Annotated in this window: 7 protein-coding genes; 4 read left to right on the forward strand and 3 right to left on the reverse strand. The window is 64.3% G+C overall.

Annotation, left to right across the window (positions count from 1 at the left end):
* Positions 1–54 precede the first annotated feature (54 nt).
* Together G7020_RS14150 and G7020_RS14155 are read right to left on the reverse strand one after the other, a co-directional pair.
* Complete coding sequence (locus tag G7020_RS14150; protein WP_181085485.1) at positions 55–1,638, reverse strand: peptide chain release factor 3; 1,584 nt, start codon at positions 1,636–1,638, stop codon at positions 55–57.
* 169 nt (positions 1,639–1,807) lie between these two features.
* Complete coding sequence (locus tag G7020_RS14155; RefSeq protein WP_181085487.1) at positions 1,808–3,934, reverse strand: TonB-dependent receptor family protein; 2,127 nt, start codon at positions 3,932–3,934, stop codon at positions 1,808–1,810.
* Between the two features lie 441 nt (positions 3,935–4,375).
* Here G7020_RS14155 and G7020_RS14160 point away from each other — a divergent pair, with 441 nt between their 5' ends.
* The 4 genes from G7020_RS14160 (at position 4,376) to G7020_RS14175 (ending at position 10,355) form a co-directional block, all read left to right on the forward strand.
* Complete coding sequence (locus G7020_RS14160; protein ID WP_181085489.1) at positions 4,376–5,539, forward strand: type III PLP-dependent enzyme; 1,164 nt, start codon at positions 4,376–4,378, stop codon at positions 5,537–5,539.
* A gap of 289 nt (positions 5,540–5,828) precedes the next feature.
* Positions 5,829–7,010: an efflux RND transporter periplasmic adaptor subunit gene (locus G7020_RS14165; protein ID WP_181085491.1), complete on the forward strand. Its 1,182-nt coding sequence runs from the start codon at positions 5,829–5,831 to the stop codon at positions 7,008–7,010.
* Positions 7,011–7,020: 10 nt separating this feature from the next.
* A complete protein-coding gene (locus tag G7020_RS14170; protein WP_181085493.1) occupies positions 7,021–8,961 on the forward strand; it encodes a MacB family efflux pump subunit in 1,941 nt (646 codons plus the stop codon).
* A gap of 17 nt (positions 8,962–8,978) precedes the next feature.
* The gene (locus G7020_RS14175; RefSeq protein WP_181085495.1) at positions 8,979–10,355 is read left to right on the forward strand and encodes an efflux transporter outer membrane subunit; all 1,377 of its coding nucleotides are present in this window, start codon (positions 8,979–8,981) and stop codon (positions 10,353–10,355) included.
* 306 nt (positions 10,356–10,661) lie between these two features.
* Here the strand turns inward: G7020_RS14175 and G7020_RS14180 are convergent, their stop codons facing one another.
* On the reverse strand, positions 10,662–12,197 hold the full coding sequence (locus G7020_RS14180; protein WP_181085497.1) for a sulfite reductase subunit alpha: 1,536 nt from the start codon (positions 12,195–12,197) through the stop codon (positions 10,662–10,664).
* Positions 12,198–12,221 lie beyond the last annotated feature (24 nt).

A 12,221-nucleotide genomic window follows, 5' to 3' on the forward strand; every position in this document is an offset into this window, starting at 1 on the left:
CGTAATCCGGGTATCCGAAGACGTAATCCGACGGTGCGTCCGTGCCAGGGCGAATCAATGATGCTCGCGTGTCGCCCTGAATTTCACATCCGGCCAGCGCTCTTCCATCAGGCTCAGGTTGACGCGGGTTGGCGCCAGGTAGGTCAGGTGGCCGCCGCCGTCGATGGCGAGGTTCTCATAGGCCTTGTCGGTGAATTCCTTGAGCTTCTTCTCGTCGCTGCATTCGATCCAGCGCGCGGACCAGACGTTGATCGCCTCGTAGGCGCATTCCACCTTGTATTCCTCTTTCAGGCGGCTGGCGACCACGTCGAACTGCAGCACGCCGACCGCGCCGAGGATGATGTCGTTGTTACGCTCGGGGAAGAACACCTGGGTGGCGCCTTCCTCGGCCAGTTCCTGCAGGCCCTGGCGCAGCTGCTTGGATTTGAGCGGATCCTTCAGGCGCACGCGGCGGAACAGTTCCGGGGCGAAGTGCGGGATGCCGGTGAAGCTCAGGTTCTCGCCTTCGGTGAAGGTGTCGCCGATCTGGATGGTGCCGTGGTTGTGCAGGCCGATGATGTCGCCGGCCCAGGCCTGTTCGAGCATCTCGCGCTCGCTGGAGAAGAAGGTCAGGGCGTCGGCGATGCGCACGTCCTTGCCCAGGCGCGCATGACGCAGCTTCATGCCCTTCTCGTAATGACCGGAGCAGATGCGCATGAAGGCGATCCGATCCCTGTGTTTCGGGTCCATGTTCGCCTGGATCTTGAACACGAAGCCGCTGAATTTCTCCTCCACCGGCTCGACCACGCGTTCGTTGGCGGTGCGCGGCAGCGGCATCGGTGCCCAGTCGACGATGGCGTCGAGCACGTGATCGACGCCGAAGTTGCCCAGCGCGGTACCGAAGAACACCGGGGTCAGCTGGCCGGCGAGGAACTCTTGCTGATCGAACTCGTGGCAGGCGCCCTGGACCAGTTCCAGCTGTTCGGTGAAGCGCTCGTACTCGTCGCCCAGGTGTGCGCGGGCCTCAGAGGAATCGAGCTTCTCGATGATCTTCACCGCCGTGCGCTCATGACCATGGCCAGGGGTGTAGACGATGATGTAGTCGCCCTTGAGGTGGTACACGCCCTTGAAGTCGCGGTAGCAGCCGATCGGCCAGGTGATGGGTGCGGCCTTGATCTTCAGCACCGCTTCGATCTCGTCGAGCAGCTCGATGGGGTCGCGAATGTCGCGGTCCAGCTTGTTGATGAAACTGACGATCGGTGTATCCCGCAGCCGGCACACATCCATCAGGGCGATGGTGCGCGGCTCGACGCCCTTGCCGCCGTCGAGCACCATCAGCGCGCTGTCCACGGCGGTCAGGGTGCGGTAGGTGTCTTCCGAGAAGTCCTCGTGACCGGGGGTGTCGAGCAGGTTGATCATCTGCGCGCGATAGGGGAACTGCATCACCGAGGTGGTGATGGAGATGCCGCGCTGCTTCTCCATTTCCATCCAGTCGGAGGTGGCGTGGCGGTCGGACTTGCGCGACTTCACCGTGCCGGCGACCTCGATCGCCTTGCCCATCAGCAGCAGCTTTTCGGTGATGGTGGTCTTGCCCGCGTCGGGGTGGGAAATGATGGCGAAGGTACGGCGCTTCGCGACTTCGGCGGACTGGGTGGTCATGGAAGGCAAACCCTGCTTTTGGCAAAACGGAAAAGCCGCCGATTATACGCGAGTCGTATTTGCCGGTCTTGCAGGGTCGAACGTGTTCGCGTTTTTCGGACGGTGGTCGAATGAATTCGACCCTGCGGTGGCAAGTGGCTTGCCGGCTGGCAAGCCACTCGCTGAACCGTCAGAAGTTGAACGTCACGCCCGCCAGCACCGAGCGCGGCGCGCCGGGGCGGATGCCTTCCTGAATGTCGGCGATGTAGAGCTTGTCGGTCAGGTTGCGGCCCTGGACCCAGAGTGTGGTGTCCAGGCGAGTGGGCAGCTTGTAGCTGGCGCGGGCCGAGAGCAGGGTGTGGCTGGGTACGCGACCGGCATCCTCCTCGTCGCCGCTGGCGGTGATCGGCCGGGTGTTCTCGATATCGGTATAGAAGGCGCCGAAGTGGCTGACGGTGGCGCTCAGGTGCCAGCCGGCGGTGTGCTCCAGGCCCAGGGTCAGGCTGCCGGAATAGCGGGGTATCTCGGGTACGTCATTGCCTTTGAGCGGACCATCGCTGAATTTCGCGTTGGTGTAGTTCATCGCGGCTTCGGCAAAGACGTTCAGCGGCGAGTCGTACCAGGCCCAGGAGTCCACGCGCGCGCCCAGATCCAGGCCGTAGACCCGCGAGTCGGCGGCGTTGATGAAACGGGCATCGCCGAAGCTGTCGACCTCTGCGCGGATCAGCGTGTCCTCGATGCGGTTGTAGAACAACGCCATGTCGAGGCTGACACCCTTGATTGCATTGGTGCGCAGGCCGATCTGGCTGTTGATGCCGGTTTCCGGGGTCAGCGGGAATTCGTCGCTGCGGGCCGAGGCCGGCGCATAGCCGCGATGGATACCGGCGTAGATCTCGCTGCTGTCGAAGCCGCTGTAGAGCAGGCTGATGCCCGGCAGCAGCAGGGTATTGCTGTCCTTCCTGGTGGTGCCTTCATCGGCGCTGCCGGGGCGGAAGTTGGTCTTGTTGTACTGGTTGAAGGTCTCGAAGCGCAGGCCGGGGGTGATGGCCCAGTCGCCCCAGTTCAGGGTGTTCTGGGCGAAGGCGGAAATGGCCTCGGCATCGTAGGTCATCAGGCGGCCATCGCGGGTGTAGCCGTCTTCGCCGGCATGGGCATAGACCTCGCCACGGTTGCCTTCCTTGAGTGCCTCGCCAGGGCGGCCCACCGGACGGCGGTCAGCGAAGCGGTGCTTCTCGTAGCGAATGCCGGTCTGGATGCGGTGGTCGAAACCGAGCGCGGAAATGCCGCCGATGTCCAGGCGGCTGTCCAGGCCCAGGGTGTGGTAGCGGCGGTCACGGCCTTCCATCACGCCGCCTTCCTCGGGTGAGGTGCCGCGGGTCTGGAAGCGCGGGCGGTCCAGTTCGGTGGCGAAGACTTTCGAGGACAGGCGCACGTCGTCGCTGATCTGGAAGTTGTGGGTCAGATCGAGCTTATAGTAGTCCACCGAAATGTTGTTGAACTCGCGACCTTCGTCCAGGCGTTTCTTGCCGCGCGGGTCTTCACGGTACTGCTGCAGCGAGAGGTTGCTTTCATCGTAGCCCTGGGAGCGCTCGCGGAAATAGGTGGCCGAGGCGGCGAGTTGGTGGTTGTCGTTGAGCTGCCATTCGAGGCCGCCGTAGAAGTCGTCGAACTCGTGCTCTTCCACGTCGAAGGTACCATCCCCTTCACGGCCGGTGTAGGCGAACACCATGCCCAGGCTGCCTTCGGTGCGCCGGTGCATGACGTGCTGCAGCTGGCTGTTCTGGTTGCCGCCGGCCAGCTCCACGCGGGTTTCGGGCGTGTCGCTGGGGCGCAGGTTGCGGAAGTTGATGATGCCGTGGTTGTTCAGCGGGCCGTGGATGATCTGGCCGGCCCCCTTGAGCACCTCGACCTGCTCCAGGCGCTGCATCGGCGGCGTGTAGTGCGCACCGGAGTCGAGATAGGCGCTGTTGTTGATGGGGGTGCCGTCTTCGAGCAGCAGCACCTTGCGCGAGCGCCGTGGTGGGGCGCCGCGCACGCCGATGCCCGAGCGCAGGCCGAGCACGTCATCGTCGATGGTGCGCACGCCGGGCACGAAATCCAGCGCGTCGTGCAGGCTGTAGGGCTTGTAGGTGTCGATGGTTTCCCTAGGCAGCAGGCTGGCTGCGCCGGGCATTCCCTGAACATTTTCAGGAACCAGGCTGCGTACGTCGAGGCTGGGCAGTTCCAGAGGCGCGGCGTCCTGCTGGGCGACTGCAAGGGCAGGCATGCACATCAGCAGAGACAGCTGAACAAGCGTCGGATAGGGGCGGGAGCTCATAATTGTTATGTCCTTGGTGGGCAGCTTTTTCGCGACCCATGGTCGATCAGCCGACGGGTGCCGGGAACTGACCGATGGCTCCATTGGTTTAATACTTTTGTTGGGCTTCGTTGGTGAACGCTCGCGGGAATTTTTCCCGAAAATGACCGGGAATAATTCCCGCAAGGGGCGGGAAGTCCTCCTGAAACATCGTTGCCTTCCAGCTGTGATAAACAGGTGGAAATCGACTCTTGACCCCTGTGACGCTTGGTCTTATGGTTCGCGCCCGAACGTCCATGCTGGCAACGATCCATCCGGCTCAAGTACTGACGACGAGAGATCGCCTGGCGGCGATTCTCGGCGACACAGCCTTGGGAAGTAGGCGAACCAAAGTGGGGAAACTGATCAGGCGTTCTTTCCATCCCTAATCCGACTTTACGTTTTCCCGATTTGGAGCCATGCATGTCGATCAAGATCGAAGACTATTATTCCCGCCCCACCTTCCAGAAGATGAAGGCTTTCGCCGACCAGCACGAAACGCCGTTCGTGGTCATCGACACCGCCACCATCGACAAGGCCTATGACGATCTGCGCGCCGGTTTCGAGTTCGCCAAGGTCTACTACGCGGTCAAGGCCAACCCGGCGGTCGAGATCATCGATCTGCTCAGGGACAAGGGGTCGAGCTTCGACATCGCCTCGATCTATGAGCTGGACAAGGTGATGTCGCGTGGCGTCGGCCCCGAGCGCATCAGCTACGGCAACACCATCAAGAAAGCCAAGGACATCCGCTACTTCTACGAGAAGGGCGTGCGCATGTTCGCCACCGATTCGGAAGCCGACCTGCGCAACATCGCCAAGGCCGCGCCGGGCTCGAAGGTCTACGTGCGCATCCTCACCGAAGGTTCGACCACCGCCGACTGGCCTTTGTCGCGCAAGTTCGGCTGCCAGACCGACATGGCCATGGACCTGCTGATCCTGGCCCGCCAGCTCAAGCTGGAGCCCTACGGCATTTCCTTCCACGTCGGTTCGCAGCAGCGCGACATCTCCGTGTGGGATGCGGCCATCGCCAAGGTCAAGGTGATCTTCGAGCGTCTCAAGGAAGAAGACGGCATCGAACTGAAAATGATCAACATGGGCGGCGGCTTCCCGGCCAACTACATCACCCGCACCAACAGCCTGGAAACCTATGCCGATGAGATCATCCGCTTCCTCAAGGAAGACTTCGGCGACGATCTGCCGGAAATCATCCTGGAGCCGGGCCGTTCGCTGATCGCCAACGCCGGCATTCTGGTCAGCGAAGTGGTGCTGGTGGCGCGTAAGTCGCGTACCGCCGTCGAGCGCTGGGTCTACACCGACGTCGGCATGTTCTCCGGGCTGATCGAAACCATGGGCGAGGCGATCAAGTTCCCCATCTGGACCGAGAAGAAGGGCGAGATGGAAGAAGTGGTGATCGCCGGCCCGACCTGTGACAGCGCGGACATCATGTATGAGAACTACAAGTACGGCCTGCCGCTGAACCTGGCCATCGGTGATCGCATGTACTGGCTGTCCACGGGTGCCTACACCACCAGCTACAGCGCGGTGGAGTTCAACGGCTTCCCGCCGCTGAAGGCTTACTACATCTAAGCCTCACTTGAGATGCAAGCGCCGCGATCTTCGCGGCGTTTTTGTGTGTGGCCATATACCTGGCTTTGCACCCGGCTCTTGTGGGAGTGACTTCAGTCACGAAGCTTTTGCTCCATGCCTGGCACCGGAGTGGCTGGCCTGTTTGCGGCTTAGCTGCTCCGACAAATGCGAGGGTTGCTCCTCCGGCATGCCCTAACCTTTACCTTGGGTTTACCTTGGCCTGCCTGTTCCCTCTACAGACTTACTCCTAGTATGCGCGCCAGTTGAAGAATTCTGGATCAGGTCTGCCATGCCCATCGCGCGCGTTTCCCCGTTTCGTCGTTTTCTTCCATTCGGAGTGGCGCTTACCTTGGTGCTCGCTGCTGGCGGCTACTGGCTGTCGCGCGATGCCAGCGGAGCCACAGGCACCACGCAGACGTTCACGGTCGGTCGCGGCGCCATCGAGGACACCATCACCGCACTTGGCACCCTGCAGCCAGTGGAGTATGTCGATGTCGGCGCCCAGGTTTCCGGCCAGTTGCTCAAACTGCACGTTGCGCTGGGCGATCAGGTCGAAGAGGGCCAACTGCTGGCCGAGATCGATCCACGGGTCTCCGAGGCCAAGGTGTTGGCCAGTGAAGCGCAACTGAACAGCCAGCGTGCCCAGTTCCGGCAGGCCGAAGCCGAACTGCGCCTGGCCCGTTTGCAGATGCAGCGTCAGCAGACGCTGTTCGCCGAAAACGCCACCAGCCGCGAGGCGCTGGAGTCTGCTGAGGCTCAGCTGGCGGTGCGTACCGCCGCCATCGACGCGCTCAAGGCGCAGATCGCCCAGACCGAGGCCGGGCTGGAGCAGGACCGCACCAACCTCGGCTACACCAAGATCTACGCGCCGCTGGCCGGCACCGTGGTATCGCAGTCGGCCAAGCAGGGTCAGACCCTCAACGCCAACCAGCAGGCGCCGCTCATCGTGCAGGTCGCCGACCTGTCGCGCATGACGGTACAGACTCAGGTCTCGGAAGCCGATATCGGCAGGCTGCGCGTCGGCATGCCGGTGTACTTCACCACCCTTGGCCAGGAGCGGCGCTGGCAAGCCAGCCTGCGGCAGATCCTGCCGACGCCGACAGTGACCAACAACGTGGTGCTGTATAACGCGGAATTCGAGGTGGAGAACCCCGATGGCCGGCTGATGACCCAGATGAGCGCCCAGGTGTTCTTCGTCAACGCCCAGGCCGACGATGTGCTGACCGTGCCGGTCGGTGTGCTGCAGGGGCGGGGCCGGCCAGATGCACAAGGCACACGCTATCGCCTGGCGGTGCTGGAGGGCGGTAAAACGGTCGAGCGCGAAGTGCTGATCGGCTTGCGCGATCGGGTGCATGCCCAAGTGCTCGATGGTCTGCGTGAGGGCGAGCAGTTGCTGGTTGCGACTGCCGGTCCGGCGGGGCGTCCGGCGGGTGCCGGTCAGGGCCAGCGCCGTATGGGCCCACGTTTCTGAGGCTGCCGACATGGGTGCATTGATCGAATTGCGCGACATCCGCCGCAGCTTCGGCAGCGGCGAGCTGAGGGTGCATGTGTTGCACGGCATCAGCCTGGACATCCGCCGTGGCGAGTTCGTCGCCATCATGGGTGCTTCCGGCTCCGGCAAGAGCACCCTGATGAACATCCTCGGCTGCCTGGACCGCCCCAGCGGCGGCGAATACCGCTTCGCCGGGCAGGCGGTGGCGGCGCTGGACAGTGACCAACTGGCCGAGTTGCGCCGCCAGGGGTTCGGCTTCGTGTTCCAGAGCTACAACCTGATCCCCAGTGCCAACGCCCTGGAAAACGTCGAGATCCCGGCGATCTATGCCGGTCGTCCGGCAGCCGAGCGGCATGCGCGCGCCGAAGCCTTGCTGACCCGCCTTGGTCTGGGCGAACGCCTGGGCAATCGCCCGAGTCATTTGTCCGGCGGCCAGCAACAGCGGGTATCCATTGCCCGTGCGCTGATGAACGATGCCGAGGTGATCCTCGCCGATGAGCCCACCGGCGCGCTGGACAGCCGCAGTGGCGAGGAGGTGCTGGCGCTGCTCAAGGAGCTCAGCGCGGCGGGCAAGACGGTGATCATCATCACCCATGACCGCGAGGTGGCCAGTCACGCCGAGCGGCTGATCGAGATTCGCGACGGCCATATCGTCGCCGACAGCGGTACGCGCCAGCAGACCGCCAGCCAGCCGCTGCAGTTGGAGACCACGCAGCGGGCACCGGCTGCCTTGCTGGCCGATATCGGCGAGGCGGTGCGCATGGCCGTCCGCGCACTGCGCGCCAACCAGTTCCGCACCGTGCTGACACTGCTCGGTATCGTCATCGGCGTGGCTTCGGTGGTGGCCATGCTGGCGGTGGGCAATGGCGCGCGTGAATCAGTGGTCGAACGCATCAGTGCGATGGGCACCAACCTGCTGTCGATCCGCCCCGGCGCGCCAAACATGCCGCGTTCGGTCGATGGCGTGACCGCGACCCTGACCCCCGACGACGCCCTTGCCGTAGCGCAACTGGGTAACGTGCGTGATGCCCTTGGCGAGTTGCAGGGCAGCGCCACGCTGCGCGCCGGCAACATCGACTACAAGACCAGCATCACCGCCACCAACGCCGGCATGCCGCTGGTGCGCGAGTGGTCGCTGGCCAGCGGCAGTTTCTTCTCCGCCGAGGATGAGCGCAGCCATGCTGCAGTCACGGTGATCGGCCAGACCGTGGCCAACAACCTGTTTCCCGGCGATGACCCGGTGGGCCGCTACCTGCTGATCCAGAACGTGCCGTTCCAGGTGGTCGGGGTCATGGCGGCCAAGGGCGCCACGCCCTGGGGCCAGGATCAGGATGACGTGGCCCTGGTGCCGTTTTCAACCGGCAGCCTGCGCCTGTTCGGTCGGCGCCATGTGCAGAGCATTACCGCCTACATCGAAGATGTTTCGCGGATTGAGGAAACCGAAGAACGTATCCGCCAGGTGCTATTGCAGCGGCATAACGGCGTCGAGGACTTCCAGATTCGCAACACCGCCTCGCTGCTCGAAGCGGTGACTGCCACCCAGGACACCCTGACCGTGCTGCTGGGCTCCATCGCGGCGATTTCCCTGTTGGTCGGCGGCATCGGCGTGATGAATATCATGCTGGTCAACGTCACCGAACGGACCCGCGAGATCGGCATCCGCATGGCCACCGGCGCACGCACCAGCAACATCCTCCAGCAGTTCATCACCGAAGCGATGGTGGTCTCGGCCATCGGCGGGGTGATCGGCGTGCTGCTTGGCCTGGGCTCGGCCTGGCTGATCCAGCATTTCGGCACCGCCGTGCAGTTCACCTTGGCGCCGGTGTTGCTGGCATTCGGCTGCTCCTTCGCCATCGGCCTGATCTTCGGCCTGATGCCGGCGCGCAAGGCAGCACACCTCGACCCGGTACAGGCGCTGGCCGCCGACTGAATTTCAGGATGATCACCATGCACAAACCGCTGCTTTCCCTGCTGGCTTCGGCCATTCTGCTGGCCGGCTGCAGCCTGGCGCCGGTATACGAAGAACCCGCGCTCGGCCTGCCGGCCCAGTGGAATGCCGAGCTGGAGCAGGGCCTGCCGCTGACACCAGACTGGTGGACACTGTTCGGCAGTGGCGAGCTGGATCGCCTTGTCCGCCAGGCCCAGGATGGCAACCTCGACCTGGCCACGGCCATGAGCCGGGTGCGCCAGGCGGACATCCAGGCGCGCATCGCCGGGGCATCCCTGCTACCGATACTGAACGGCAATCTGGGCGGCAATCGTTCGGATATCGAGAGTGGCACGAGCGCGACCCGCTACAGCGCCGGGCTATCGGCCAGTTACGAGCTGGATGTCTGGGGGCGCAATCGTGACGCCCTGGCCAGCAGCGAACTGAATGCCCAGGCCAGCGCCTACGAGCGCGACAGCGTGGCACTGACGGTGGATGCCTCGGTGGCCACCAGCTACTTCAAGGTGCTGGAGTTGCGTGAACGGCTGCGCCTGGCCGAGGAGAACCTGCGCGTTGCCGAGCAGGTGATGAGCATGGTGGATGCCAAGGTGCGTCTGGGCGCCGGCAGCGAGCTGGATCGCGTGCAGCAGCAGACCCTGGTCGAGCAGCGCCGGGCAGCACTGCCGGGCTTGCGTCAGCAGGTGGCCACCGCTGAAACGGCGCTGGCGCTGCTGCTGGGCGAAGCCCCGCAGGGGATCGCCGCACGTATCCGGGCCGGCTCTCTGGATGAACTGTTGCTGCCGGACCCGGTTGCTACCGGGCTGCCATCCGAGCTGCTGTTGCGCCGGCCAGACCTGCGCCGTGCCGAAACCCAGCTGCGCGCGGCCAACGTCAATATCGGTGTGGCGCGTGCTGCCTTGTTCCCCAGCATCTCCCTGAGCGCTTCGGCCAGTCTGCAGGATGCGGCCCTTTCCGGGCTGAGTTCGGCAGATCTGGCAACCAGCATCGGCGCTTCGCTGCTGCAGCCGATCTTCCGTGGCGGCGCCCTGCGCGGACAGGTGGATTTGAGCGAAGAGCGCTACGTGGAGCTGGTCGCCGGTTACCGACAGAGCATTCTGACGGCGCTCAAGGAAGTCGAGGATGCGCTGGTCACCGTGCGCGAAGGGCAGCTGCAGTACGCCAGCCAGCGCCAGGTGCTGGTCAATGCGGAGCGCACTTTCGAGCTGGCGCAAATCCAGTATCGCGCCGGGGCTAGTGACTTGCTGACTGTGCTCAGTGCGCAGCAGACGCTGTTCTCTGCGCGCGATACTTTTCTGCAGAACACCTCATCGCAACTGCTCAACCAGGTGAGCCTGTACAAGACCCTCGGCGGCGGCTTCGTCGCTCCGCAGGGCTGAGGAATTGGCTTTGTATGCGTTAACGCTACCAAACCGTAGCCTGGATTAGCCGAAGGCGTCATCCGGGTCGCCGCAGGCGATGGGCGAGGCCGAGTGAGCGCAGAAGGCAAGGGCAGGACCCTGCGCTGGTGTGCGTTGGTATAGGACCGCCAGTTGCCCCGGTTCGTGGTAAACGGTGGAAACGCCTTCGGCGGTTCCACCCTACGAGTCCGTGCCGCGATGTGAGGTCGTCATAGACATAGAATCTTCTACGCAAGCCAAATCGATCTATCAACAACCAATGAGGACATAGCCGAGATCAGTGCCTCAGTAGACATCCCGGCGATAGCGACCGGCTTCACGCAGCCGCTCCACCTCGTCTTCGCCGAGCAGGCCGTGGAGCAGGGCGTCCACCTCGCGGCCCATGCCCTGCAGGCTGCCGCAGACCAGCAGGGTGGCGCCGCGAGCAAGCCAGCTGCGCAGGTCTTCGGCGGCATCACGCAGCAGGTGCTGGACGTAGACGGGGGCGGCCTGATCGCGGGAAAAGGCCAAGTCCAGCCGCGCCAGGTGGCCGCTGTGCTGCCAGCGTTCCAGCTCATCGCGCAGCAGGAAATCATGGGCTGCATTGCGTTCGCCAAACAGTAGCCAATGGCCGTGCTGGCCGAGTCGTTCGCGCTCACGCAGGTGCGCGCGCAGGCCGGCCAGACCACTGCCGTTGCCGATCAGGATCAGTGGGCCGGCATGCTGCGGCAAGCGGAAGCCAGGGTTGGCGCGGATGCGCAGGTCGATGCAGGCAGTGGGTGCTGCATGCGCGCAGAGCCATCCGGAGCCGAGCCCCAGGCTACCGTCGGCGTGCTGTTGCAGGCGTACCAGCAGCTCCAGATGGCCGTCCTCGGCCAGCGAGGCGATGGAGTAGTCGCGGTGCGCCAGACGCGGCAACTGCTCCAGCAGTTGTTGTGGGGTGAGTCCGCGCAGGCCGCTCGGCTCTTCCGGCAGTTGGCGACGGCTCAGTTCGTCCGCCAGGGTGCGGCCATCGGCAAGCTCTGTAGCGCTTCGCAGTTGCAGTGCATCAAGCAGGGCGGCGACCTGCTCGGGGGTTTGCCGTGGGCCGATTTCGGCGATATCGCCGGCCTGCCACTGGACGTCGCCAGCCGGCGGCAGCAATTGCAAGTGATACAGCGGCGCGCCCTGGCTACCGGGGTTCAGCTGCTTGCGTGCGGCCAGCGTCCACGGCTGGTAGTCAGCCGGCAGCCAGTCGCTGAACTCGGCATGACCGGCGAGCTGGCCAAGTTGCTGTTGCCAGCGGCGCAGCACAGCCGGGTCCAGGGCATCGGCTTCCAGACGGTCGAACAGTGCGCTTGCTCCGCGTGCGCGCAGCGCGTGGTCCAGGTGTTGGGCGAAGGCGCAAAAGTGGGCGTACTGGCGATCACCGAGGCCGAGCAGGGCGTATTCCACGGCATGCAGGTCCAGCCCCGGCTGCTCCAGGCGGCGGGCAAAGCGTGCGACATGCTCGGGGGCTTCGCCGTCACCGTAGGTGCTGGCGATCAGCAGCAGGCGCGGCGGTAGTTCGCCCAGATCAAGCTTCTCCAGCGGCAACGCATGAGCCGGCCGGCCAGCCTGGGTGAGCTGCGCGGCGCTGCGCTCGGCAATGTCGCGGGCCTGGCCGCCCTGGCTGGCATAGGCGACCGGCAGGCTGTTCGCGCTGGCGGCAGGCACGCGACCGCTTCGCCAGTTGAGCCAGCTGTAAAGGCACAGAACCAGCCAGACAAGCAGAACAAGGAAGGCGGAAACCAGGCGGGGCGGTTCTAGCCAGAACAGAAGAATGGCCAGAACCAGGCCGGCGAGCAGAGGGAGCGACTTCAAGGGGCGAGTCCCGCGCTGGTGTCA

The sequence above is a fragment of the Stutzerimonas stutzeri genome, from assembly GCF_013522825.1.
GTDB classification, from domain to species: Bacteria; Pseudomonadota; Gammaproteobacteria; order Pseudomonadales; family Pseudomonadaceae; genus Stutzerimonas; species Stutzerimonas stutzeri_AK.

Coding starts and splice junctions, on each gene's coding strand:
- G7020_RS14170 (WP_181085493.1), top strand. CDS start 7,021: ATGGGTGCATTGATCGAATTGCGCGACATCCGCCGCAGCTTCGGCAGC.
- G7020_RS14150 (WP_181085485.1), bottom strand. CDS start 1,638: ATGACCACCCAGTCCGCCGAAGTCGCGAAGCGCCGTACCTTCGCCATC.
- G7020_RS14160 (WP_181085489.1), top strand. CDS start 4,376: ATGTCGATCAAGATCGAAGACTATTATTCCCGCCCCACCTTCCAGAAG.
- G7020_RS14165 (WP_181085491.1), top strand. CDS start 5,829: ATGCCCATCGCGCGCGTTTCCCCGTTTCGTCGTTTTCTTCCATTCGGA.
- G7020_RS14155 (WP_181085487.1), bottom strand. CDS start 3,934: ATGAGCTCCCGCCCCTATCCGACGCTTGTTCAGCTGTCTCTGCTGATG.
- G7020_RS14175 (WP_181085495.1), top strand. CDS start 8,979: ATGCACAAACCGCTGCTTTCCCTGCTGGCTTCGGCCATTCTGCTGGCC.